The sequence below is a fragment of the Salinivibrio sp. ML198 genome (genome assembly GCF_001996015.1).
Classification (GTDB): Bacteria; Pseudomonadota; Gammaproteobacteria; order Enterobacterales; family Vibrionaceae; genus Salinivibrio; species Salinivibrio siamensis.
Genome location: NZ_MUEZ01000027.1, coordinates 1 through 25,461, shown reverse-complemented (window position 1 = coordinate 25,461; position 25,461 = coordinate 1). Strand labels below are relative to the sequence as shown.

General features: G+C 46.9%; 23 protein-coding genes and 1 other RNA gene. 7 read left to right on the top strand and 17 right to left on the bottom strand.

The window, feature by feature from the left end:
- Window positions 1-289: 289 nt before the first annotated feature.
- The 4 genes from BZG25_RS15065 to BZG25_RS15050 form a co-directional block, all read right to left on the bottom strand.
- A complete protein-coding gene (locus BZG25_RS15065; protein WP_046075192.1) occupies window positions 290-721 on the bottom strand; it encodes a prepilin-type N-terminal cleavage/methylation domain-containing protein in 432 nt (143 codons plus the stop codon).
- Between the two features lies 1 nt (window position 722).
- Complete coding sequence (locus tag BZG25_RS16005; protein ID WP_077639343.1) at window positions 723-2,126, bottom strand: hypothetical protein; 1,404 nt, start codon at window positions 2,124-2,126, stop codon at window positions 723-725.
- Entirely contained in the window at window positions 2,123-2,662 is a 540-nt protein-coding gene (locus BZG25_RS15055) for a hypothetical protein (protein WP_077639342.1), read from the bottom strand. Before BZG25_RS15055 ends, BZG25_RS16005 begins: the two co-directional genes overlap by 4 nt.
- Window positions 2,663-2,759: 97 nt before the next feature.
- Window positions 2,760-3,350, bottom strand: a complete 591-nt coding sequence (locus tag BZG25_RS15050) for a Tfp pilus assembly protein FimT/FimU (protein WP_046075189.1) — start codon at window positions 3,348-3,350, stop codon at window positions 2,760-2,762.
- Between the two features lie 99 nt (window positions 3,351-3,449).
- Here BZG25_RS15050 and BZG25_RS15045 point away from each other — a divergent pair, with 99 nt between their 5' ends.
- Complete coding sequence (locus tag BZG25_RS15045; RefSeq protein WP_046075188.1) at window positions 3,450-3,890, top strand: type IV pilin protein; 441 nt, start codon at window positions 3,450-3,452, stop codon at window positions 3,888-3,890.
- Between the two features lie 124 nt (window positions 3,891-4,014).
- On the opposite strand, the gene dnaJ is transcribed toward BZG25_RS15045, so the two are convergent.
- The 3 genes from dnaJ to grpE form a co-directional block, all read right to left on the bottom strand.
- The gene (gene dnaJ / locus BZG25_RS15040) at window positions 4,015-5,163 is read right to left on the bottom strand and encodes a molecular chaperone DnaJ (protein ID WP_046075187.1); all 1,149 of its coding nucleotides are present in this window, start codon (window positions 5,161-5,163) and stop codon (window positions 4,015-4,017) included.
- A 119-nt stretch (window positions 5,164-5,282) separates the two neighbouring features.
- Window positions 5,283-7,205: a molecular chaperone DnaK gene (gene dnaK / locus BZG25_RS15035; protein ID WP_046075186.1), complete on the bottom strand. Its 1,923-nt coding sequence runs from the start codon at window positions 7,203-7,205 to the stop codon at window positions 5,283-5,285.
- 198 nt (window positions 7,206-7,403) lie between these two features.
- Window positions 7,404-8,048 carry a nucleotide exchange factor GrpE gene (gene grpE / locus BZG25_RS15030; protein ID WP_077606433.1) on the bottom strand — a complete coding sequence of 215 codons (645 nt, stop codon included), beginning with the start codon at window positions 8,046-8,048 and terminating at the stop codon, window positions 7,404-7,406.
- Between the two features lie 173 nt (window positions 8,049-8,221).
- On the opposite strand from grpE, the gene nadK reads away from it, so the two are divergent.
- The 3 genes from nadK to bamE all read left to right on the top strand — a co-directional run bounded on the left by nadK (window position 8,222) and on the right by bamE (window position 11,565).
- Window positions 8,222-9,103 carry an NAD(+) kinase gene (gene nadK / locus BZG25_RS15025; protein WP_077639341.1) on the top strand — a complete coding sequence of 294 codons (882 nt, stop codon included), beginning with the start codon at window positions 8,222-8,224 and terminating at the stop codon, window positions 9,101-9,103.
- A gap of 184 nt (window positions 9,104-9,287) precedes the next feature.
- Window positions 9,288-10,955 (top strand): DNA repair protein RecN, encoded by a 1,668-nt coding sequence (gene recN / locus BZG25_RS15020; RefSeq protein WP_077639340.1) that lies wholly within the window; start codon window positions 9,288-9,290, stop codon window positions 10,953-10,955.
- Window positions 10,956-11,208: 253 nt separating this feature from the next.
- Entirely contained in the window at window positions 11,209-11,565 is a 357-nt protein-coding gene (gene bamE / locus BZG25_RS15015; protein WP_046075182.1) for an outer membrane protein assembly factor BamE, read from the top strand.
- Between the two features lie 82 nt (window positions 11,566-11,647).
- On the opposite strand, the gene BZG25_RS15010 is transcribed toward bamE, so the two are convergent.
- Window positions 11,648-11,998: an RnfH family protein gene (locus BZG25_RS15010; protein ID WP_046075181.1), complete on the bottom strand. Its 351-nt coding sequence runs from the start codon at window positions 11,996-11,998 to the stop codon at window positions 11,648-11,650.
- The gene (locus tag BZG25_RS15005) at window positions 11,991-12,422 is read right to left on the bottom strand and encodes an SRPBCC family protein (RefSeq protein WP_046075180.1); all 432 of its coding nucleotides are present in this window, start codon (window positions 12,420-12,422) and stop codon (window positions 11,991-11,993) included. The genes BZG25_RS15010 and BZG25_RS15005 overlap by 8 nt, the downstream gene beginning before the upstream one ends.
- Window positions 12,423-12,577: 155 nt before the next feature.
- Here BZG25_RS15005 and smpB point away from each other — a divergent pair, with 155 nt between their 5' ends.
- The 3 genes from smpB (at window position 12,578) to BZG25_RS14990 (ending at window position 14,882) form a co-directional block, all read left to right on the top strand.
- The gene (smpB, locus tag BZG25_RS15000) at window positions 12,578-13,063 is read left to right on the top strand and encodes an SsrA-binding protein SmpB (protein ID WP_046075179.1); all 486 of its coding nucleotides are present in this window, start codon (window positions 12,578-12,580) and stop codon (window positions 13,061-13,063) included.
- Between the two features lie 47 nt (window positions 13,064-13,110).
- Window positions 13,111-13,477, top strand: a transfer-messenger RNA (tmRNA) gene (gene ssrA, locus BZG25_RS14995).
- Window positions 13,478-13,643: 166 nt separating this feature from the next.
- Window positions 13,644-14,882, top strand: a complete 1,239-nt coding sequence (locus BZG25_RS14990; RefSeq protein ID WP_077639339.1) for an integrase domain-containing protein — start codon at window positions 13,644-13,646, stop codon at window positions 14,880-14,882.
- Here the strand turns inward: BZG25_RS14990 and BZG25_RS14985 are convergent.
- From BZG25_RS14985 to BZG25_RS14950, 8 genes are all read right to left on the bottom strand, one after another.
- A complete protein-coding gene (locus BZG25_RS14985; RefSeq protein ID WP_077639338.1) occupies window positions 14,879-15,757 on the bottom strand; it encodes a hypothetical protein in 879 nt (292 codons plus the stop codon). The two genes, BZG25_RS14990 and BZG25_RS14985, sit on opposite strands and share 4 nt — an antisense overlap.
- A complete protein-coding gene (locus BZG25_RS14980) occupies window positions 15,757-17,355 on the bottom strand; it encodes an AAA family ATPase (protein WP_077639337.1) in 1,599 nt (532 codons plus the stop codon). Before BZG25_RS14980 ends, BZG25_RS14985 begins: the two co-directional genes overlap by 1 nt.
- On the bottom strand, window positions 17,355-18,914 hold the full coding sequence (locus BZG25_RS14975) for a restriction endonuclease subunit S (RefSeq protein WP_077639336.1): 1,560 nt from the start codon (window positions 18,912-18,914) through the stop codon (window positions 17,355-17,357). The genes BZG25_RS14980 and BZG25_RS14975 overlap by 1 nt, the downstream gene beginning before the upstream one ends.
- The gene (locus tag BZG25_RS14970; protein WP_077639335.1) at window positions 18,911-20,443 is read right to left on the bottom strand and encodes an N-6 DNA methylase; all 1,533 of its coding nucleotides are present in this window, start codon (window positions 20,441-20,443) and stop codon (window positions 18,911-18,913) included. The genes BZG25_RS14975 and BZG25_RS14970 overlap by 4 nt, the downstream gene beginning before the upstream one ends.
- Before the next feature lie 42 nt (window positions 20,444-20,485).
- Window positions 20,486-23,920 carry a type I restriction-modification system endonuclease gene (gene hsdR / locus BZG25_RS14965; protein ID WP_077639334.1) on the bottom strand — a complete coding sequence of 1,145 codons (3,435 nt, stop codon included), beginning with the start codon at window positions 23,918-23,920 and terminating at the stop codon, window positions 20,486-20,488.
- 5 nt (window positions 23,921-23,925) lie between these two features.
- The gene (locus tag BZG25_RS14960) at window positions 23,926-24,831 is read right to left on the bottom strand and encodes a restriction endonuclease (RefSeq protein ID WP_077639333.1); all 906 of its coding nucleotides are present in this window, start codon (window positions 24,829-24,831) and stop codon (window positions 23,926-23,928) included.
- A 9-nt stretch (window positions 24,832-24,840) separates the two neighbouring features.
- Entirely contained in the window at window positions 24,841-25,011 is a 171-nt protein-coding gene (locus tag BZG25_RS14955; RefSeq protein ID WP_077639332.1) for a helix-turn-helix domain-containing protein, read from the bottom strand.
- A gap of 87 nt (window positions 25,012-25,098) precedes the next feature.
- Window positions 25,099-25,302 (bottom strand): AlpA family transcriptional regulator, encoded by a 204-nt coding sequence (locus tag BZG25_RS14950; RefSeq protein ID WP_077639331.1) that lies wholly within the window; start codon window positions 25,300-25,302, stop codon window positions 25,099-25,101.
- Between the last annotated feature and the right edge of the window lie 159 nt (window positions 25,303-25,461).

The following is a 25,461-nucleotide window of genomic DNA, read 5'->3' as shown; positions in this document are numbered from 1 at the left end:
ATCGAATAAATCTTTTTGTCTATTCTCAACGAGTGCCCACACAGATTGCATAGGTCAAATTGTTAAAGAGCGCCGCTCAATCTTGAGCGGGAGTGGCATCTTACGCCACCTTGGCAACAAGTCAAGCATTTTGTTTTGCTTGTTTATTTTGCCGTTGTTAGCGCGGCTTGCCGTGCCAACGAGAGCGCATTATAGAGAGGTATTTTTGTGACGCAAGGGGTTTTTCTTAAAAACGTTTCAAGCGAGCAAAAAGCCACCACTTCACGTTTGCCGTTCGTGGAGGGGGACTTTAATTGAAATCGTTTTGTCGCCGCGCCCCTGTGAAATAGAAAACCAGAGATTGTTGCTGTTGACGGCGGTTTTGCCACCGCACTGCCAGCGTTAGTGTTTTGGCAGATACCTTATCATCGACTATCAGTGTGTTTTGCACATTAGTCACCACCAGCTCATAGATCGAGTCTTCGGTCGTAATCAAACACTCCGAAAGGTTATCTAACCTGATGGGATCACGGTTACTTGTTGAACATGGCGCATCAGTATTGATCAATCGCCAGTGAGAGAGTTGGTTGTTAGCCAAATACATAGCCTCTTTAGCTAAACGCGCATCACGCTGCTGAGTCTGAATATCCGTTGTCAGGCGATACACGCCAGCGCTAGTCATGGAAACCAACACAAGAGCCAGTAAGATCTCGATAAATGAGAAACCTCGCGCTCGTAACATGCTACCCCTCTCCATGAGGCGGTTTGATGTCATGATAACTGTTACCGACAGGCCGCCACTGCCTAAGCCCAGCAAAACTCTTCTGCAATATCTCACCACTATAGGTCGGTTTGAATGAACCATACACCACGGAGTGGCCATCCGGCACGTCGGTAATAAATGCGCCCTTGGTGATGAAACTACCGTGAAACCAAAAAGGGACATGCCGTGCTTGATCAGGATCGGTGACGGTCGATGTGATCATTGGGCAAAGTTCTTGGATATTGCTATTAGAGCTCGAGCAAGACATCTGTCCAGACTCGGAAATACTCATCCCCCATTGATCGGCAAAATCATTATCGCTAGGCGTCGAGGTAAACTGATAAATCACACCGTTAAATGCATCCATACCACCTCGTAAAGCCAGAATACCGTCTTGAACAACGAGGAGAATAGGTACATCGCTTGCTAACATCGCATGTTCTCCCCGACTCAAATCGCAAGGCCCATCAACCCACACTTTAATATTCGCGTTCTCTGATGATGTACTGTTTGAAACCGCACTCAGTAATGGATCATAACACTCAGAGGGATCACCATGGGTACTAAAAACGGTGCCGCCTTGTCGCTCAAATTGCTCTCTGACTGTTTTCCACTGCGCGCGAGGAACACCAAAGTAATCTTTGAACAAGTCCATATTCTCAACATTGGTTTGCACATCTTTTTTTAGTCGCGCGCCGGTTTCATCGCGACTATCTGCGACTGTGTAGTCGCTAACCTCCGTTCTATATTCGGGAGCGCATTCATCGCTACCATCTAAGCTAACGGTAAATCCGTTTGAGCTATTCTTCCCTTCACTCTCTGACTGACTCTCATCCGGCGTTCGCGGACGAATCATGACATCGCCCCCGGCTACAATTGAATGGCATTCATATAAACCATCCTCTCGCTTTTTTCCCTTTGCTGGTCGCCATATATTGCCACCGTAAAACGCTGCTGATCCTGAAGTGACAAATGAACTTCTTCGTGCACCGGTGGCTTTTGCCAGGGTCACTCCGACTTGTTGCTGTGCATGAGTCGCGTAAAGATGCCACATTCCGCGATCACTATTTTGCCAAGGCTCCAACCATAATTGGCTCCCTGCGATATGTTGACAAGGTGAGAGTTGCGCTATCCCAGCTGCCACATCGTCTTTCGATAGGTGAATACCATCATGTTTAATCTTGGCTATCGCGCAGTCTAGAGCCGCCCAAGCTCTGGAAAGGGATTGTTCAGTCGTGATTTTTGCCTGTGTTTGTTGGATATCATTGACTGCGCGTCGACTGACGCCTAATACAATCAGAAGCGTAATCAGAGCGATACTGGCGACCACCGCGAGAGTGGCCATACCTTCTTGGTCACGCTTACATTCCGCGATGTACTTCATGGTAAGACCACTGTGTTAGCTAAAACCAACGTTCGCGACACATCTTTCCGCTGGCTAGGTTGGCGTATTAACGAAGCGGAAACCTTGATAGTCAGTGAGGTAATACGTCGCCCATCTTCCGTGCGCACCGCATTACGGGAAAAAGATAAATGCGAGATCTTCAATGCGCGAGAAGAAATATCTCGCCAATAGCCTGATTCACACGACCAGTTTGCTGTGTCTCGGTGGTTTTCATAGACCTCTATGGCATGGGCTTCAGTGTCTAGTCGAAAGCCTTTGGCGTCATCTTTACCCACGGTATTCGTAGGATGGGTGCTGTCTTGTTGATAAGCAAAGCGAAGGCATTGCCCTTGATGCTGCGAGGGGGTTTCATCAATCAATAAAAGCTGAGGTTCATGACCATTGTCAAAGAAGTAGGGCGATGCGCCACCACACTGGTAGCACAGCCCGGCTCGGCGTATCTCAGTTTCCATCATCGTTAATAAGCGACTGATTTCGAGCGATAAGCGCGTCTTGGTATCGACTCTGGCTTGCATTGTGGTCGCCGAAGTCAAGACAGAAAGTGCGGTGATTGAAACTAAAATACTCACTGACAAACCGACTAAAAGCTCAACTAATGAGTACCCTTTGGACTTAGCTGCATGCACTGTCGATACCACCCCACTGACAGGATTCAAAACCGAGGTATTGACGGACAGTGACCACATAGTCAGGCGCTTGCCCGTCGCCCAAACCGACAGTCAGATTCAAGGTTGGTCGCTGGGTGCGAAAATCAATCGAGAATATTTCACCTTCCGGTAACGGCGCCCAGCTTTTTTTCGCTTTAAGCAACAGCGAGATATCAGTCGGGATCGTCACCATAGGCAATCTTGTCTGTTGGCAAGACATGGCGGAGAGCTGATCAGGTGCACTGCTAAGTAGACCGCTTCCACGACTCGGTTGCGCAACGATACACTGGGTGTTTTTTGCTTTAAGCAGGCGAAGATGATAGACCCGGCTTTCTTCCATCGCACGAGCTTGAGCAAGATGAAACAAACTTGTGAGCGATTCACTGCGGTTCGCGATCATCGTTGCTTGCTGGGCAGACGAAAAGCGAGGAATCGCGATGGTGCAAACAGCCGCCAACACGCTCAGTACCAGCAGGGACTCAATAAGGGTGATGCCACTCATTTTTTTAAGACAGCGCCGAGAGCACTGACTTAAGCGCAGAGTTTGAAAACGCATACTGTCTCCCAAGGTTTGGGGGTCGCCATTGCCTGCAGGCTAACACCCGCATAGGCTCAGTAGGGTTTTCATTATCAACTCTTCGAGAGGTTAAAAAGAATGCGTCAGCGTCAAAGCCGCCGTTTTCAACATGGAGTGACGTTGATCGAGATCCTGATAGTGCTCGCCATTATTGCCACCTTAGCGGCCGTGGTCGTGCCTCACTTTCACCAGTATCAGCAAACACAAGCACGCAAAGCGGCGATTGGGCGGTTAGTGCAGCTACAGGCCTGGGTAGAAACACAAGTCATCACCAAGGCATATTACCCAAGCGTTTCTCACTCTGAACTTCTAGAACAGGGGCTTGTTTGCGCAGATTGCCAAGTATCATCCGACTATCAGTTCTCGATAAAAGGCAGCAAAACAAGCTATAGGATTATCGCTCACCCTCTAGCAGATAGTCGTCAGCATGACGACCCATGCAATAGGCTGGTATTGCACCCTAATGGGGTAATTACCAGCATGTCAGCAGAGACATCCTGCTCGCTTCCCTCCGAGTAGGACACGGCAGACTTCCCTTTGAAATAGGTTCTTGTGGCAAAAAAATAGCCAGCACAAGGCTGGCTATTCACTATTCGCAATTGATATTCACAGGTGACGCTTTACTGTCTGTCAGGCTAAGCGTTTATCCGGTCAAATCGTCAAAAAACTTCTTCACACCGTCAAAAAAGCCTTCTGATTTTGGCTTGTGCTTTTTCGCTTCAGTGCCACTAAACGACTCTTCCAGTTCTTGAAGCAGCTCTTTTTGTCGGCTACTCAAGTTAACGGGGGTCTCGACTACCATTTTGCAGATGAGATCGCCAACACCGCCACCACGAACAGACTGCACCCCTTTACCGCGCATACGGAACATGCGGCCCGTTTGTGTCTCTGCTGGGACTTTTAGGCTAACACGGCCATCTAACGTAGGGACTTCAACCTCGCCACCGAGCGCTGCCATGGTGAAGCTCACCGGTACTTCGCAGTAGAGGTTGTTACCATCACGGGTGAAAATATGGTGTTCGCGGACGTGCACTTGAACATACAAGTCACCCGCCGGAGCACCGTTTTCACCGGCTTCTCCCTCACCAGATAAGCGAATGCGATCGCCCGTATCGACACCTGCAGGAATTTTCACATTTAGGTGCTTGGTTTCTTTTACGCGACCTTGGCCGTGGCAGCTATTACAAGGATCTTTAATAATGGTCCCGCTACCATGACACGTTGGACACGCTTGTTGGACCGCGAAGAAACCTTGGCGCATTTGCACTTGGCCGATCCCGTTACAAGTCCCACAAGTTTGTTTTTTCGAGCCCGGTTTCGCTCCACTGCCATCACAGGTTTTACACCCGACATAAGTAGGCACTTCGATCTCTTTGCTGACGCCACGGACCGCCTCTTCCAAGGTAAGCTCCATGTTGTAGCGTAAATCGGCACCACGTTGCGCGCGTTGCTGACCACCACGACGACCTCCGCCGAATATATCGCCGAATACGTCACCAAAAATATCGCTAAAGTCAGCACCTCCGCCGAAGCCTCCGCCGCCGAAGCCGCCGCCTCCCATACCACCTTGCTCAAAGGCGGCATGACCATATTGGTCATAGGCTGCACGTTTTTGCGGGTCGGTCAGCACTTCGTAGGCCAACTTGATTTCTTTAAACTGGTCGGCGGCATCATCGCCTTTGTTGCGGTCTGGGTGATATTTCATCGCCAGCCGCTTATAGGCTTTTTTAATATCGCGCTCGCTTGCATCGCGGCTTAAGCCGAGCACTTCATACAAATCTCTTTTAGACATGGTCTGACTGCACCTGTTTACGTCAACAAAACAAAGACGTTCAATTCACTGTTTGATAAAACGACGGGCGAAGGAGATTGCTCCCCTACGCCCGTGCTTATTAACGACAGTGCTTTCGCTTATTTCTTGTCGTCGTCTTTAACTTCTTCGAACTCAGCATCGACAACATCGTCGTCTTGTTTTGCTGAATCAGCACCGGCGTCTTGCTGCGCCTGCTCATCTTGAGCTTGCTGCTGCGCGATTTCCATCAATTTTGATGAAGCGGCAACCAGTGCTTGAACCTTCGCGTCGATGTCTTCTTTATCTTCACCGTTACGCGCGGTTTCTAGCTCAGAAATGGCGGTTTCGATCTTCTCTTTGTCTTCCGCAGGCAGTTTGTCACCCGCTTCGTCCATTTGCTTACGTGTACCGTGAACCAGCTGGTCAGCTTGGTTACGCGCAGTCACTAGCTCTTCGAACTTCTTGTCCGCTTCTTTATTCGCTTCTGCTTCTTGAACCATCTTTTCAACGTCTTCGTCGCTCAGACCGCCAGACGCTTGAATAGTGATCTTCTGCTCTTGACCCGTTTGCTTATCAGCAGCAGACACGTTCAAGATACCGTCGGCGTTCAAATCGAAGGTTACTTCAATTTGTGGCACACCACGTGGCGCAGGCTGGATGCCCTCAAGGTTGAACTGACCCAGTGATTTGTTATGCATGGCTTGCTTACGCTCACCCTGAATCACGTGGATCGTTACCGCGCTTTGGTTGTCTTCTGCCGTCGAGAACACCTGATTCGCCTTGGTTGGGATCGTGGTGTTTTTCTCAATCAGCTTGGTCATCACACCGCCCATGGTTTCGATACCCAGTGAAAGCGGGGTCACGTCAAGCAGCAGTACGTCTTTTACATCGCCAGACAGTACGCCACCTTGTGCCGCGGCACCCATGGCAACGGCTTCATCAGGGTTCACGTCTTTACGTGCATCCTTACCGAAGTACTCTGCCACTTTGGCCTGTACCATTGGCATACGAGTTTGACCGCCGACCAAGATAACGTCAGTGATTTCGTCAACTGATAGCTCCGCATCAGCCAGTGCCACTTTCATTGGCTCAAGTGAACGCTGAACCAGCTCTTCAACCAGTGATTCTAGCTTGGCACGCGTGACTTTGATGTTCATGTGCTTAGGACCGGTTGCGTCCGCCGTCACATAAGGCAAGTTCACGTCTGTTTGCTGTGCTGAAGACAGTTCAATCTTCGCTTTCTCAGCCGCTTCTTTGACACGCTGCATCGCTAGCGGGTCTTGACGTAGGTCGATACCTTGCTCTTTTTTGAACTCGTCAACCAAGTAGGTGATCAAACGGTTATCGAAGTCTTCACCACCAAGGTGCGTGTCACCGTTTGTTGCCAATACTTCGAACGTTTGCTCGCCATCTACCTCATCGATTTCGATGATAGAGATATCGAAGGTACCACCACCTAGGTCATACACAGCGATTGTGCGATCGCCGCCTTTCTTGTCTAGACCATAAGCCAGTGCAGCAGCTGTTGGCTCGTTGATGATACGTTTAACTTCTAGACCTGCGATACGACCAGCATCTTTGGTTGCTTGACGCTGTGAGTCGTTAAAGTAAGCAGGGACAGTAATTACCGCGCCAGTCACTTCCTCACCGAGGAAATCTTCAGCGGTTTTCTTCATTTTCTTCAGGACTTCAGCAGACACCTGTGGCGCAGCCATTTTTTGGCCTTTCGCCTCAACCCAAGCGTCACCGTTATCTGCCTTAACAATTTTGTAAGGCATGATGCTGATATCACGCTGCACTTCTTCATCTTCGAAGCGGCGGCCGATCAGACGCTTGATAGCAAACAGGGTGTTTTCTGGGTTAGTCACTGCCTGGCGCTTCGCAGGCTGGCCGACAAGTGTTTCACCATCTTGTGTGTAAGCGATAACCGATGGTGTTGTACGATCACCCTCTGCGTTCTCAATGACGCGCGTTTTTTCACCGTCAAGTACGGCGACACATGAGTTGGTTGTACCCAAGTCAATACCAATGATTTTACCCATCTGGTGCTCTCCGAAATTCGTTCTGTGGCTTTAATGCGTTACCCCTTATGTGGGGGTAACTGTGAGAGGTTCAACCCCCTCACCGCAATTTTTATTTAGTGCTGCCGTTTAAATAAGGGCAGCCAAATGCTTTTCAAGGGGAGAAGGCAAAAAAAACACCGAATCGAGTTCGGCAAAGTGCCTTCTTCAGAGCCCTCGTTAGGCTTTTTCGTCTACGTTACCTTGCGGCGCTTTAGACACCATCACCATGGCTGGGCGCACAACACGGCCGTTTAACTCATAACCTTTTTGCATCACCATCATCACGGTATTTGGCTCATGCTCCGCGCTTTCTTGGATGGTCATGGCCTGATGCAATTCAGGGTCAAACGGCTGACCTTGTGGATCGATCGCTTTCAACCCAAACTTATCGATGGTATCCATCATGGTTTTCAGCGTCAGCTCAACCCCTTCCACCATTGGCTTGATTGATTCGTCTTCTTTGTCGGCCATCTCCACGGCACGCTCAAGGTTATCAATCACAGGTAAAAGCTCACCGGCGAATTTTTCTAAGGCAAACTTGCGCGCCTTATCCACTTCTTGCTCGGTACGACGACGCATGTTGTCCACGTCTGCACGGGCACGCAGCACACTGTCTTGCTGCTCTTGCACCTTGGCTTCGCTCGCCTCGAGCGCCGCTTCAAGTTCGGTGATACGTGCAATCATGGCTGCGGTTTCCTCATGCTCAATGTCTGCACCACTACTTGCTTGTTGCTCAGCGGCCTGCTCTGTACCTTTGGCTTCAGCAGCTTGCGCGTTTTTCATCGCTTCCTGCTCTTGCTTCACTTTCTGTTCTTCGCTCATGATCACTCCGACACAAATGGCATTGCCCAGCACGCCACTGGGACTATTCAACTTGATTGACGAAAGTATTATGGGGATGAATCTTTGTGATTCAACCGCCCACATAACGCAAATCACGACAATCGCTTTTTTCCCGCGTTATACTGAGCTCAAATAACGATGAGATCCTAATTATGTCGACACCATTCCAGCGCATTGCCTTAATTGGCAAACCTCGTAACCCGGAAGCGGTTAACACACACATAGGCCTCTACCATTGGCTTATCGAGCGCGGTTATGACGTGTGTATCGATACACGTTTAAGCACTAACCTGGGTTTGCCGGATGCACATTATTTGGATCTGGTCAGCATTGGCCAACACGCTGACTTGGCCATTGTGATCGGTGGGGACGGTAACATGTTAGGTGCTGCCCGCGTATTGTCTCGCTGCGATATCAAGGTGATCGGGGTAAACCGCGGTAACCTCGGCTTTCTCACCGACTTAGATCCCGAAGCCTTCGAACATGCGCTAGAAGCGGTATTAAACGGCGATTACGTGGACGAAGACCGTTTTTTGCTTGAAACCGAAATCCATCGCCATGATCAGGTAAAAAGTCATAACGCCTCATTGAATGAAGCAGTGCTTCACCCCGGGCAAGTCGCGCACATGATTAAATTTGAGGTGTACATTAACGAGCAGTTTGCCTTCTCTCAGCGCTCAGACGGGATTATTATCTCGACCCCCACAGGCTCAACAGCCTATAGCTTGTCCGGCGGTGGCCCCATTTTATCTCCCAGCCTCAACGCGATTTCGCTCGTGCCTATGTTTCCGCATACACTGTCAAGCCGCCCGCTGGTCGTCGATGGCAACCGCCGTATAAAATTACTGGTTTCCCCAGATAACCGCGGCACGTTGGAAGTGAGCTGTGATGGTCAGGTCTCTTTGCCAGTCAACCCAGGTGATGAGGTACATATTTACAAAAGCCCGGCCACTCTCAAGCTCATTCATCCTCAAGACTACAATTATTACAATACCTTACGTAAAAAACTGGGTTGGTCTTCTAAGCTATTTTAAGCGAGCCACTTCCTTATTCTTATTCTCCGCATCCGATAAAGAGCAGGTCTTCCTGCTTTTTTCATGCACAATTTTTGTGCTGTTCATCGCATTCAAAACAATTCTTGCTAAACAGTATTCACTGGATGAAAAAACAGTATATACTGTATCTATACACAGTTGTTGATAGATACAGGTGTTTACTATGTTAGCCGATATAACCATTCAAAACTTTGCCATCGTTAAATCCTTGGAGCTGGAGTTTAGTAAAGGCATGACGGCGATCACCGGTGAGACCGGGGCGGGTAAATCCATTTCTATCGATGCGCTGGGTTTATGCCTTGGCGATCGTGCCGATGCCAATATGGTTCGCCCGGGTGAAAAGCGCGCAGAGATTTCTGCCAGTTTCACCCTAGAGCAAAACAGTGCCGCGCGTCGCTGGCTACAAGATAACGAACTCGAAGACGGCGACGATTGCATTCTAAGGCGTGTGATCACCAAAGAAGGCCGTTCACGCGCATACATTAACGGAAACCCGGTTCCCGCCTCACAACAAAAAGCGCTTGGGCAGTTATTGATTAATATCCACGGTCAGCATGCGCATCAACAGCTGCTACGCCCCGAACACCAGATTACCTTGTTGGATCAATACGCCGGTCACCAGTCTTTGCTGGATAAAATGGCGACACGCTATCAGCGTTGGCGCCGTACTAAAAATGAACTAAAAGCATTGATCAAGAAAAAAGATGACATTGATGCTCAGCAACAGCTATTGGAATATCAAGTGGGTGAACTCAATGAACTCGCATTGGGTGAAGAGGAATACCAACACATTGAAGAAGAACACAAGCGCTTATCGAACAGTGGTGATATCGCCATGACCAGTCAGGCGGTAGTGGATCTACTCAGTGAAGGCGAAGAAACTAACACCCTGAGTTTATTGACCGCCGCTCAACAGCGTTTAAGTGAATTAGCCGCGATGGACAATCACTTTTCACCGCTCGCTGAGATGCTTGAAGAGGCGCGGATCCAAACGCAAGAGACGAGTCAAGAAGTGAGCAGTTATCTTGATCAACTCGATATGGATCCTCAACGCCTCCAGTATCTTGATCAGCGCATGAGCGCTATCATGAGTTTGGCGCGTAAACATCAGGTGCAGCCCGATGCATTATATGAAACGCATCAACAATTGATTCAAGAGTTGGAGAAACTGGGACATAACGATGAGGCGATTGAGCAATTGCAAGCCGATGTGGACAAACAGTTTGCTGACTGTCTCGACACCGCTGAGAAATTGAGCAAAAGCCGCCGCCGCTATGCCAAAGAATTGAACAAATTGATCACGCAAAGCATGCACCAGCTGAGCATGGAACATGGTAGCTTCGAGATCCAAGTCGAGAATAAAGCGGAAACCCACCTCAGCCCACTGGGTGGCGATGCTGTGGCGTTTCTTGTGTCGACGAACCCAGGTCAGCCTTTACAGCCACTGGCTAAAGTAGCATCCGGCGGCGAGCTCTCTCGGATCTCGCTCGCCATTCAAGTGATCACTGCCCAGAAGGTTGAAACACCAAGCCTTATCTTTGATGAGGTTGATGTGGGGATCAGTGGACCTACAGCAGCGATTGTGGGCAAACTCTTGCGTCAACTTGGCGACTCCACCCAAGTGATGTGCGTCACCCACTTGCCGCAAGTCGCAGGATGTGGCCATCAGCAAATGTTTGTTGCCAAAGACACAGAGAAAGGCAGCACCACGACCCGTATGTACCCGCTCGACTATCAGGCACGAATTAGTGAACTTGCACGGTTACTGGGCGGCAGTGAAATCACTGATCGCACCCTCGCAAACGCGGAAGATCTTCTAGTGGCCGCTTGATTCTGCCAAGTCAAAACAGCGTTGAATGTGGCATTCAAACCGAGAAAAGTGCACTAGCTCTGCTTTTCTCGGTTATTTCCTTACACACGTCGAACTTTTTCACATTATCACCGTCCAAACGCTGGTCGTTAGCAGGTTTTTTACATATATTCTCTGCTTGATTATACTCGGGGCGCGAAAGCCAGCAGGCACGAACTGCTAAGCGTCTTCGAAAGACGTGATTTGCCATCAAAAGACAGTGAAGATATTAACTATGGGTTGGACTAAAGCCGCCGTTGCCTCTCTGATGGCGATTGCCATGATGGGCTGCTCTTATGCCGAAAAACTGGTTTATCGAGTGGATATAAACCAAGGTAATTACATTGAAGAAAAGGCCGTGGACGCCTTGAAATTTGGCATGACCAAAGAGCAGGTAAAGTTCCTTCTCGGCCCTCCTATGCTCGTTGAGTCAGGCTACCCCAACACTTGGTACTTTGTGCAATGGCAACAACCTGGCCATGAAGCGCCGACACAAAAAGATCTGGTCCTCTCCTTTGACGATAATAACCAATTAGTCAACATGGACGGTGATTTCGAGCCGGGCGAGCAATTTTTCGAAGCCGTTCAGTAACGGTGAAGCATCCGGCACTCTAATGCCGCTACATATTCATCCTTTAGTAAAGGCGCCGCTCGGCGCCTTTCTTTTTGCCCCGTTACGAGCGTTTGCGCTGGGAGTCAACACGGCCCCCGGTGACAGGATCAGCTTTCCCCTCTTGTTTAGCGCGCTCAGCGCGGCGACGGCGGATCTCTTTCGGGTCGGCTTGCAGCGGCCGGTAAATCTCAATGCGATCCCCGTCGCGCACTTGCGCGTCTAGTTTCACCGGTCGGCTAAATACCCCAACCTTGTTGGTCGCAAGATCAATCTCCGGATAGGCGCTTAAGACACCTGATTGACGAATAATGTCTTCCACCGTCGAGTCGGGCTTCACCACGCAGTTGAAGATGCGCTGCTCATTAGGCAACGGGTAAACCACTTCAACATGCAGCAATGTCTCTTCACTCATAAATCTCTTTCGCTCGCTCTGTAAACGCCTTCACCATACTACTGGTTAACTCGCTGAAGATACGGCCAAAGGCAGCTTCAACCAAGCGGTTAGTAAACTCAAACTCGAGATCTAATTCGATTTTACACGCATCGCTTGATAGTGGCGTGAATTTCCAGCCACCACTCAAGCGTTTAAATGGTCCATCCACCAGCGTCATATCAATTCGGCTGTTATCCACCAGATAATTCTTAGTGGTAAATGTTTTCTTTATGCCCGCTTTCGCCACATCTAACGACGCAACCATGGTGGTGTCTGTGTGCTCAATAAGACGGGTACTCACACACCCGGGCAAAAAAGCGGGATAGGATTCAACATCGTTCACCAAGGCAAACATTTGCTCAGCACTGTACGGCACTAAAGCCGAGCGGATGATTTGCGGCATAGGGACTCCTTGCAAGTTAACCGCGAGATAATACCATCGAGACCCACTTTGACCAATGTTAGCAAACAACATCGCGAATAAAGTCTTACTCTTTCTGCCCCTGAGTACGATAATCCTTTCATTCTTCGATATATCGCCTTTATAATGCGCACACTATGGCTAAGAAAAACGCAAAGAACAAAGCAAACAGCAACACCATTGCACTGAATAAAAAAGCACGCTTTGAATACTTCATTGAAGATGACTTCGAGGCAGGGCTTGAGCTACAAGGTTGGGAGGTGAAAGCACTCCGAGCAGGTAAAGCCAATATCAGTGAAAGCTATGTGTTGTTAAAAGACGGGGAAGCCTTCTTGTTCGGGGCTACCATTACCCCGCTTAATGTGGCTTCCACGCATGTGGTGGCCGATCCACAGCGCACCCGTAAGTTATTGCTTAAGCGGCGTGAGCTTGATACCTTGCTAGGCAAAGTCAATCGAGACGGTTTCACGGTGGTGGCACTGTCTTTATACTGGAAACAATCTTTTGCTAAACTGAAGATAGGGTTGGCAAAAGGTAAGAAGTTACACGATAAGCGCGATACAGCGAAAGACAGAGACTGGCAACGTCAAAAGTCCAGGATCATGAAAAACGCAGCGCGTTAATCGTTGACGCGGCAGATCAATCTGTTAGACTCTGCCGCTCACACTCTGGGGCTGATTCAGGATTCGACAGGATTGAGAAGACCCGTGGAGCATGCCGAGGGGCGGTTGGCCTCGTAAAAAGCCGCAAAAAAATAGTCGCAAACGACGAAAACTACGCACTAGCAGCTTAATAACCTGTTGAGTGCCTATCCTCCCTAGCCTCCGCCTGTAGGACGGGGATTCAGGATAGTCAAAACCAAACAGGATCGCGTGGATGCTTTGACCCAAGAGCTGAAGCGTTAAAACTAAGTTGGGTATGTCTTTGTGTGGCGTGTTTGTCCGCAGCACACTGACGAGATTAAAGACAAACTAAGCATGTAGCGCCATTGGTTAGACTGATTCTGGACGCGGGTTCAACTCCCGCCAGCTCCACCAATTTTATATTCAAAGACGTCCACGGACGTCTTTTTTATTGCCTGAAATAACTACAAATCAATAACTTAGCGTTCATCAAGGTCCATAGAGGTCCACCAACCGCTTTGATTTTTAGGTACACCGAGGTGTACACTGATAAAAATGGAGGCTGAGAGGTGTACCCATTATGGCTAAAATCATAGCTAAGCTTACGGATAAGAAGATAAAAGCGGCAACGCCAGAAGAGAAAGAGTACCTACTCTATGATGGCGACGGGCTCAGACTAAGAGTTAAACCAACCGGCTCTAAGCTTTGGCTTTTTAATTACCTGCGCCCATTCACCAAAAAGCGCACCAACCTCAGCCTCGGTGCCTATCCCACTGTTACTCTCTCTCAAGCGCGTAAAGCGACCATGGATGCAAGAGCCCTTCTCGCTCAAAACATCGATCCTAAGGAACACCGTGAAGAGCAACAAAGGCAAGAGATTGCGCTCACCGAACATACGGTAGAGAAAGTCGCCTACCAGTGGTTCGAGCTGAAAAAAGAGCAAGTGACTGAGGGATACGCGACCGATATATGGCGCTCTCTGGAACGTCACATTTTTCCAAAGCTTGGCGCTACTCCCCTTTCCAAAATCACTGCCCCTATGGTGATAGATGCCTTAAAGCCCATTGAAGCATCGGGCAGCCTAGAGACATTAAAGCGCTTGGTCCAACGGCTAAACGAAATGATGAACTACGCTGTTAACTGTGGCCTTATCCACGCTAATCCGCTATCGGGCATTGGTGTCGCATTTAAAAAGCCCAAAAAGAACCATATGGCAGCGTTAACGCCCGATGAACTACCAGAGTTAATGCAAAAGCTTGCTTACGCGAATATTAAGCGGGTTACCCGGTGCCTCATCGAATGGCAGCTACACACCATGACACGACCAGCAGAAGCGGCAGCTGCACGATGGGATGAAATAGACTGGGATAACGAATTATGGATTATCCCGGCGGAGAGGACAAAAAAAAGAAGAGAACACCGGATCCCACTCACAGAGCAGATGCTGGCGATATTAGAAGTGATCAAGCCGATAAGTGGCCATCGTGATTTTATATTTCCTTCAGATCGTGACCCGCAAAAACCTTGTAATAGCCAAACGGCCAATATGGCACTAAAACGAATGGGGTTTGCAGGAAGATTAGTTAGCCATGGTCTACGCTCGCTAGCGAGCACCACTCTCAATGAACAAGGCTTTGATCGTGACTTAATAGAAGCATCACTAGCACACGTTGATGATAACCAAGTACGCAGTGCCTATAACCGCACTGACTACCTAGAACGCAGAAAACCAATGATGTGCTGGTGGAGCGGACATATAGAAGAGGCCGCCAAAGGCAGCCTCTCTGTAACAGGAACTAAGCAATTAAAGGTGATTTAGTCAGACAAATCCAGCCTTGGTAGCAGATTAGCTAACCAAGGCTCATGTTTTTTCTGGCGAACAAAGGCTACCGCAGCCGCAGAGAATGGTGATTTCCGGTCACAAGCATCTATCAAGTTTTGTTCCATCTGCTCTAAAAAACCATTCATTGCATCTTGTTGTTCGTTTGGAAAAGTGACGTAAAGCGCCATGAAATCCAAAGCTTGATTAACTTTTTTTATAACTTCGCTTCTAGCGCCCTTAATTGTCTTACTGTTAAGGTTATATCTCTTAGCACTTTCTGATACTCGTGCGTGCTCATCTGGGTGAGTTTCATCGCTGTATCTTGACGTCGCAGCTCCAGGATATTGAACATAAGAAAGTAAAGTAACATCTTCTACACGGCACGGATCTAAAAGCTTTACGGTTTCATTTGCATGCCCGGCTAAGTTGCAGGGTGTCCAAACTCGTGTAGTTTCATCCATAAGTGGAAAGTAATCATGTTTCCCTCCTTCCCCTCTTGGCCTATTGGCTTCAATACAAGAGTACCGATAATTTTTAGCTTCAAATGCAAGCCACCAATAGCCTCCATGGTTTTGAGTATTTCCATTCCTTTGTCGACATGCGTACCTTTTTTCAGATACCTTTACATCACCTTTGGGCCTAAAGTGATCTACATCAAAGTCAGTACCAATAAGCGGAACCTCTGAATACCAGCACTTTTCTCCAAAAACACGATCAAAGTTAGGCTTAAAGTCTCGCCACTTGTTACCTATCTTTTTCAACTCTCCCGACTTATCTACGGCAGCCTGAACTCTTTGTGCCCATCGTTGTGAATTAACATCCCAGTTATCAGGCTTACACTGGTCAATTAGATTTAGACCTATGTAGCGCACTATTCAATCAATCCTTGGTCTTTCAAAATCGCGTTAATCAACTTGAGGCGCAACTCAATTGAATCTTCATCTTTATAATCCATCTGCTGCATGGCTTTTTTGCGAGCAATTAGGAACTGTCGATAGTCTTCGTCTGGGTGGGTGTAGCTATACCCCAACCTATCGAGTGAATTGTTAAGTTTTCTCAATTCAGCATTGTCTGCCTCGGTCAGGGTTTCTTTTTCCAGCAGTTTTCGCCTATCTTCGATCGCATTACTTGTATGCTGGTCCAGTGTCGTTGCCATACCAAACATATCACTAGTCAGTATGCCATTGACGCCCATTCCAATTGGGCTTTCAGCAGGAGTCTCAGCAATTGACTGTCCTTCCACATCTTTCCTGAGAACTTGAATCTGTTCTTTGTTTAACTCAGCGATAGCCAATGGATGATGCGTTACCATCAAAATATGGCAAAACCGTTTATCCGGTATGAATCGCTTCAGAAATGAGTGGTACTTTGCTGCCCATGCTGGATTTAAGTGCGTATCTGGCTCATCCAGTAGAAATAGAGAGTCTTCTTCAACAGTAAACTCTAATAACCCAAGCACCGTTAGTAGTTGTTGCTCCCCCTCACTGAGCTCACTGAACGACACAACTTCCTCATTATTTAGTCGAACTTTGATGTGCACACTACTCAGAAGGTCAGAAAGCAAGGTGCTCTCAAGCATTTTAAAGAAGTTTTGCGCACTCAGCTCACCAGCCACACTCTCTAGGCTAGAGATATCGGGCAAAAACAGGTGAATAAACTCATTAGTCACCCCCTTGCCTGTTAGCGTAACGTCCTCTTCTCGCTTAGTCTTAATTGCTCCCAAGCTATGAGGCAATAAACGCTCAATGAAGTCACTTACAACGCCCTCTGCACCCCAGAAAATATTTTTCTTACTCTTTTTCCCCCATTCTGGTCGTCTAAAAACAAAGTGGGCTGAATGGAAGGATTCGATACCAAGCTGGTTTTCAAGAAAAGCTCTACTTTTTTCCCTTTGCTGTTTTAAAAAGAAGGCCAACAAAACAAACTGACTATGAAAAGGCTTGGCATAGAAAAGAGGACGAACCTCACCCTCAATGCTTATCTGGTTTCTCAGTAATTTCCTGTAAAAGTTTGTCCTGTGCCGCTTAAATAAGTCCTCCAAACGATCGCTGGGGCCAGAGTAATATGCAAATAAGTATTTTGGTAGGTAATCAGAATTGCCATCTTTATCTCGTTTAACTTTGGATAAAGATATGCTTTCTGGCAGAGAATACTGTCCACTTTCGTCCAAAATCGATACTTGTATTTTGTGTTGCTGAATTGGCGTCGAGCCATACTCCGGTGACGCCTCAACTTCGATAAGCCTATCGGAAGAAGATCCCAGTGAATACCTGAGTTTATAGCTAAATGGTGCGGGTTCATCGCCAAGGTCTAGAGCTCGAAAAATACGGACTAGCGCCTCTATTACGTTCGATTTACCGGAGCCATTTCGTCCAATTAGAACCGTTAGCAATTGCTTGTTATCAAAATCGATTTCTAAGTCTTCGACGTTTTTAAAGCCGCTTCGAATATGCAAGTAATCTATTTTCACTACTTGATAGCCTTAAACTGACAGTTTTCGCCTTCACCCACTTTTTCTATCAAGTTAAGTTCTAAAAGGCGTTTAAGCTCAACAAACAACTCATCAATGGCTTTGAATGTCTCGACAGATGAACTATCAAATAGTTGCTGTGCCGTCATAACTTTTGGGGCTGACTTTAGCTGCGTTAGCAATTCACTCTTATCGTCAACCTTTCTTGGTGTCGGCTGAGATTGAACGGGGCTTATATCCACCTGTTCTGAAGTGGTTTCTTCTCTCGCTGTAGGCTGATCTTCAATGGCAACTGATGATTGCGACTGTGCAACTCGTTCAGCCTTGTCGGAGAAAGGTTCAAACAGTTCACCACGAAATGCGCGCGCTAGGATTGATTGCGTGAGCTTATCGACACGAAATTTCGCGGCTTCATATTGCTTTTTAACCAAGTCAGATTTAGCCAGTAGTTCTGAAACCACTCTTACGATTTCTTCCTGCTCTTCGATAGAAGGCAAATTGAACTCATACGCTTTCAATTTCTGGGCGTTGATGTTTGATTGACTGACGCCATCTGTTTTTACTTGCCAGCAGTAATCTCTCGCATGAGGACTATTTAGCTGAATATTAAGGTATTCGGTGCTAAGGCGTTCAGTACCCTGGACTTTAATAAGGTATCCAGCGAAGATTGCTTCTCTCTCACCACGATAGATAGAGGTCTTTCCAACTAGTTCAGGGCTATTGGTACGGTTAAATAAAACATCACCAGGCTCGAGTTTGTATTTTTCAATCTCTTTTTCATCCGATGTAAAGACAAGATCTGACCAATCTAATCTGCCGTCTTGCAAGTTACCCATGCGAAGCACAGGTACAGAACCTTCTTTCTTGGATTTAGCGGAAGATCCGTAATTAAAACCTTTGCCGACCTGCTTCAGGCTGACATGTTCCCAGTCGTCCGCATTGTTCGAATCTCGCCACTCTTCAGTTAACTCTCCCGATATAGCCGCTGATAAAACAGACATACGAAAACGCTTTAACAGCTGAGGCACTTTATCTAGGCGAGACTGTGCCATCTCCAATTTTTCGAAGATTGAGTCGAGTCTATCTGCAATACACTGTTGCTCACTTTCCGAGGGCATAAAAAATGAGTAACTTTGCACATCAGTAGATTTAGCCGCTGGATACAACGCACCTTGAGTTTTTCCCGAAATATTATCTATGAAGTCTTGAGTCCGTACTAGATAATATAAAAACCGAGGTACTACAGTATCGGGCTTTAGTACGTCAAAGCCCGTCGAAGCATACTGCCCATGATACTCCTCTGGAACGATTGCGACTGCATTGAGATTTGGGCGTGTTAGGGATACTAATACATCATCTGTATGGATTCGCTTTCGCGCTCGGCTTGGAGCATCGGCACCCAACAAGTACTGAGGTGATACGATCTTCTTCGACTTTCTGTCAATACTTCCAATGTCAACATAAATCAATTTCTCATCATCTGCTGGTTTATTTTGAGCGGTCTTCTTTGTGACTTCCTTTATCGTTTTTTCTTGCCAGCTTTGAGGATAATTAGTCATAGCACTACCTCTTCCGAAGTCTCTGCACCACCAAGGTCAACTAAAATTGCTTGCAAGTCAGAAATCGCACCTGCTAACTCTTCAATAGCTTCTGCAATTAACTCATCAGGCTCAGGCAGACTCGCTGAGTCTTCCAAGCTATCATCTCTAATCCAAGCTAGGTCTAAAGAATCATCTCTATTCTTGATTTCTTCTCGGGTAAACGCACGTAAGCGGCAAGTTTCGATATTGCCGACAGCACTTCCGCCTTGATGGTTATCGATAAAGGCTTGACGTTTAGCTTCATCCACTTGCGTTAGGTCACTACCCACCGCACGGTAAAACTCTTCAAAGTGTTCTTTTTCCAAAACAGTGCGTTTACCGAATTTCGGCATATTGGCGCGAAGATCGTACACCCACACTTTTTTGGTATTACCTTTGTCTTGATGGATATCGGTCGGCTTATCGAAGAACAGCACATTGGTTTTAACACCTGCTGCGTAGAAGATACCAGTAGGTAAGCGCAAAATAGTATGCAGGTTGCATTTTTCCATCAGATCATTACGAATTTTACGGCCCGTCGAACCTTCAAATAACACGTTGTCAGGTAATACGACAGCAGCTCTTCCGCCAGGCTTGAGCATAACGTGGTACATGGCATGCAAAAACGCCAATTGCTTGTTGCTGGTGTAGTGCACAAGATCGTCACGGGTTGGAATACCGCCACCTTGCTTAGTACCAAATGGTGGGTTAGCGAGAATTAACGATGCTTTGGGCAATGCCTTGCCTTCGTTTGATAGGGTGTCGCCATACAGCACACCAGAGTTTTCATCGTCCACTGCCAAGTCATGCAGCATAAGATTCATCATTGCTAGACGACGTGTATCTGGCACCAACTCCATGCCAAAGAAGGTTTCATGCTGGTAGCTGTCGTAATCAGCTTCATCCAGCCCCATCACATCGAAGTTCTTCTCCATGTATTGATGAGCGGCAATCAAAAAGCCGCCAGTGCCCGCTGTAGGGTCAACGATAACATCACCTTTTTGATTGTGACGTTTGTCTTTCGGCGTTGGCTTCATCAGCTCAACCATCACCTCAATCAGCACACGAGGGGTAAAGTACTGGCCTGCACCGGATTTTTTCTCGCTCGCGTTGATTTCAAGCAAGCCTTCGTACATGTCGCCCAAGCCTTCTTGCTTAGCCGAATACCAGTCAAGCTTGTCTATCTCTGTGACCAGTTTTGTTAGTGTTGCTGGTTTGCTAATGCAGGTTGAAGCGTTGTTGAAAATCGCTTTAGTGATAAGTGAGCCGTGGGAGCCTAAGTGAACCAGTAGTTTTTTGTATTCTTCAAGGCGTGTTGCAGCATTGAACTTTTCAATATCAGCCCAACGGTACCCTTCGGGGAGTAGTTTTTCTTGTCCCGTCTCCTCAACCATTTTCAAGAAAACGAGGAATGTCAACTCGTTAAGGTATTCATTGTAGGTAACACCATCGTCACGTAGTAAATGACAAAGGCTCCAAAGTTTGTTGATTAGGTCTTGTGTGCTCATCGTTGTTCTTAGTTTATTTAAATTGTTGGGCATTGTAACCGATTATGCGGTTTCTTTACGGTCATCATCCGACCAAATAGCACGGTTAAATTGCGCGAGGACATCAACTACAGGCTGTTCGAAAAGCTTGTTCGCTCGTTGGAGACCACCAAGGCGTTGCTTAAAAATACCTTCGTTGAGGTTAGACTCGTCAACAACGATGTTGGCTTTCATCTGTGCGGCGATAGTTTCCAACCACTCTCGTTGCGGCGTTTTCCAGGCACAACTCGCGAGTATTTTCTGCAATGCATTGTCAACACGTTGCTCATACGGAATAAGGGCCTCACCGATTGCGGCTTGTCGGATAAAACCAATAATTCGGGCGGCGATGTCCTCATTTTTCACTTCTTTCCAAGCTACTTTTAGCTCTTCCTCTCTAAATTCGTTTTTTTCCAGCTCTACAACGAGTTGCTTGAGATCAGTTCGTGTCAGCTCCCATGGCCTTTGGATAACCGTTTTTAATGCCACCATCCGGTTACTATTTGCGTTTACAAAAGCTGCAAACGATGACAAGTAATCCTCTGGTTTCTGGCCGCTGCCATAGCCCGTTGATGTACCAGTGACGTCGTCAGGCTTGTCTGATATCACTATTTTGTTTCGACCACTGCCGCCCTGCACTTTCATATCAAGAAGCTCGCCTAAGCCAGGATGGCTAACAAACCAACTCGCCACATCCTCTGTGTTCATTGCTTTCAGTTCTTTGGCGAACTCTTTAGGTGGCTTGCCAACGATTCGCTCAAAATCATCCTGTTGAAGTGGTGTTAAGTGGTTCTTTTTACTTTGTAATTTGGCAAGAAATTGATCTTTAGCCAGTTCTTGCAGTTTGGCATCCGCCCCCTTGGTGATCTCTTGCTCCAACTCAGAGAAGGTAACGTCGACCTTGGTCACAACAGGTTTCATTGTGTTCACTTTCTCAAGCTGTTTGTAGATATCTACAGCGTCGTAGATGCGGAATCGCTCTTTACCTATCTCATCACAACGGCGTGTAGCTCGACCAAGCATTTGCTCAAATAAAATGCGGCTATTAACACGCCGTAAGAACACCAAATTACAGATACTAGGCACATCGACACCTGTTGTCAGTAGGTCAACGGTTACTGCGATATTAGGTAAGCGGTCATTTTTGAATAGGCGTATTTTTTCCAAAGGCTTATCGGAAGCACCTGTAATTTTCTGAATAGCGTCATCTTCAACTTCACCGTGGTAGTCTTCACACGCTTGTTTTAAAGCTTCTACAACCTCATCGGCATGGCGGTCTGTGACACAGAAAATCAATGACTTTTCTTGTGAGTACGGGTTCAGAGAATCGCTTTCGATTAACCACTTACAAATCACTTTAGTGAATTCTGGAGCAATCACTTTTCTGTTAAAGTCGGCAACTTCAAAATCTAGCTCGTCAGGTGTATGAATCAAATCAAACTGTTGAGTTTGAGGGTCGTAGACTTGAACCTCGTCGTTGACCTGATAATTGATCCCTTCCGTGTTTAATTTGGTATGGATACGAATGGGAGGTAGATGATCGACTAGGTGTCCATCAATAACGGCTTCGGTATAGCTGTATGAGAATACGGGCTCACCAAATATATCTACTGTGTGGATCGCTGGTGTTGCTGTTAGACCAACTTTAAAGGCATCAAAATACTCAATAACTGCTCGGTACTTTGACATGTAATCTTTCTGGTCTCGAAACTTAATCTCGGTATCGCTAAGCTCACGATCGAGCAAGTAGCCACGGTGACATTCGTCTACCACAATACAATCGTACTGGCCGACACCAGGCTTTGAGGCATTTTCAGAGGGGTACATTATCCGCTTTACCAAGCCTTGGACCGTTGCCACATGCACTCTGGTATCATCATCTGGAACAGCTTTCGGGGCTTTATCAGGCTCCATGCCCATTACTTCGAAGGTGTCTGCGAAAGTATTGAGGTTTTCCATTCGCACTTCACCAAAATCTACCGAGGCTTGAACGCCCAAAGCACTTCTATCGACCAAGAACAGAATTCGACGAAAACGTTGTGCTTTCAGCAGTCGATATACCAAGGCTATACAGGTTTTTGTCTTACCCGTTCCCGTTGCCATTGCCACCAGCGCCTTTTCTTCTCCATCTTTGATCGCTTTTTCTACAGAGAGGATGGCTGCTTTTTGATAGTCACGGAGCTTTAACTCGTACTCAAAACCCATTTCATCCAACTCTGCGTTGGCTTTTTGAGGTGTTTGACGCAAGTATTCTTTTAGCTCGGGGGGGGTATACCAGCCTTTGAGGGCTTTTCTACGATTGGTACTGTCTCTGACGTCTAAAAACCAAATACCGCTCTCTTGTTTTAGCTGTTTTAAATACGTACGGCCATTCGTGGCGAACACCACTGGTACCAAAAAGTCATTGTACTGAGTTATTTCAACGCCACTTGGTAAGTGTTGGATACCTTTCGCGTAGCGTTTTGCTTGATCGACTGCGCCATAAACATTTTTCGCTGATTTTTTCGCCTCAATGGTTGCTACCAACGTCATTCCCATAAAAAGCGCATAGTCTGCCGGACCAGACTGTGTGGGCCATTCTGCGATGGCTCTATTCTTGTTTGGTTCAGGCCTAGCACCTTTTGAATATCGAAGGTTTTCAGTATCCGCCTCCCATCCTGCATCAACCAATTGCTGGTCGATAATGACGCGAGTCTCTGCTTCATCCATTTCAAAAGGCGACCTCTCAATACGAATAATTTCAGATGCTTGCTCTTCCTTGGATTTAGAATGAAACGTTTGGAAGTAAATAATATTTGCTTCGTCCATCTTGAGGCGATAAGACGATAATGTTCTTTCTTGCTCTTCAGCCAACTCTTCCCAAACAGCCATTTCCTCGGCCATTTTTTCAGCGCGCAGCCTCTCTGCTTGCGCTTTATCAGCCTCAACTTTGCTAAGTTCTTCCGCGACTTTGATACGGTTTTCAGTTCGCTGAGATTCAATTTTCAAACTCTCAACTTGCTCTTCGAGTTGACGAACATAGTCTGAAGGGTCTTCAGGTTTGACGAATTTCTGAATCTTAAAGCCTTTAGCTTCATCGCCACCAAAGGTGACATGAAACCACACTGATAGCGAATGCCCAACCATAAGGGCTTTTAGTGCATCCCTGTGTGTACTGCTGTCGAAGACATGCGTTGCACTATTGCCAAGTTTACGAATCGTATGGAAAGCATCTCGAACGTTATCATCAAGGCGAAGAAAGCAATCTAGCTCTTTGAGAAGATCAATTTGCTTAATGTTTGCACCATACTTAACGCCAACACGTGACGCTATCGTCTGGGCAATCGCTTCTCCTAACTGACGAACATTGACTAACGTTGTATTTGGAAACGGAACAAAGTTTCTTTCCGCACTCTCAGCGAGCTTAAATAGCCAATCGTGATGCTTTTTGAGAAATTCAAAATTACTGAAGTCTGACATGCCGTTTATTCCTCAAAAAACTCTTCATCAATCCGCTTGATATGCAAAACCTGCTCATCTCGGCTACCGATGTTGTACCGAAGCATCAGCTTGGCTAGTTCTTTCCCATTAATAAGCACAATGCGCATACCTAAATCTTTCGCGGTTTGAACAGCAGAGGGCGTGAAATCAGAGGTAGTGATAAAGATGCCTTTCTGCGCTTTCTTGAGGTTAAGTGCACCAAAGAAATCACGAATATCACCTGAACTGACATTATTACCTTCTGCATAACGCTTGGCTTGAATGTATACCTGGTCGACACCCAATGGATCTTGATTTATAACGCCATCAACACCGTTATCGCCACTCTTTCCGAGAGTATGAGCCATTCCCTCATTGCTTCCGCCATAGCCCATTGCTAGTAACAGGTCGATCAGTAGTTGCTCAAAGAAGGCTGGAGACACTTTACGTGTTCGTGACAAAATATCGGAGGCTAATGCATCGTTAATCTGTTTGTAAGCAGCCCTTAGTACTTCATCTGGTGTCGCATCATTATCAGACACAGCTGCTTCTTCGACTTTATCTGAATCACCATTCTTTTGCTTAGTAAACGCATTGAAGTCATCAAAACGTTTAAGATATTGGTTATTGATCTCTTCGCCACTGTTTAAAGCTTCTTTCCCCAAATCTGTTATCACGAAATGACCACGTCTTGTTGAGTCCAAAAGCCCCGCTTTCGCTAGATAGGTTTTGGCCCATCCAACTCGGTTTGTGAAAGCTGCCTGTCGCCCGCTGGGAAGAAGCTCTGTTCTCTCGTCTTCCGACAGGTTGAATTGCTCCGCTAGCAAGTCTACAACATTGCTAAGCTTAACTTCTTCATTCTTCGCAGCCTCTAACACTGGCTTCATCAAATCCTGATAACTTGGAAGCATCTAAAGCACCTACGTTTTTTGTTTTTCGATCCACGCTTCGAGATCTTCACGTTTGAAACGCCAAGAACAGCCGACTTTGAAATCAGGAAGCTTTCCTTCGCTTGCTAATCTGTATGCTGTTTTTTCAGCCAACTTTAGATACGCTGCCAACTCTTCCAGGGTTAAAGTTTGGTCATTCATTTCAGCATGTTAGCTTTAATTATGTTAATAGGTTTAATGGTAAGAGAATATGGAAAAATTGGGGAATGAGCAATGATGAAGGGCAAATTATAGATCTCCGTTAACAGCCGCGCTATCCCTCTCCGCTACCCTTGCCATCACCCACTCTTCGACTTCACTTTCTACCCACGCAACAGCTCTGCCTCCTAGGGGAACGCTTTTGGGGAAGGTACCGTCTTTCATCAGGTTGTAGATGGTTGAACGGCCAAGGCCTGTCATGTGTTTTACTTCGCTCAGTTTAATTAATCTCATGATATTACTCCGTTATTGGACTCATGAGATTTCCGCGCACGTAAAGATTTACCGGTTTTGCCCCTCTTGCACCCACTCCCCTAACCAACCTGATTTCAGATATATGTCATCGATACGCATAGCCACATCAATCACTTAAAGGAGACTCCCTATGCGTAC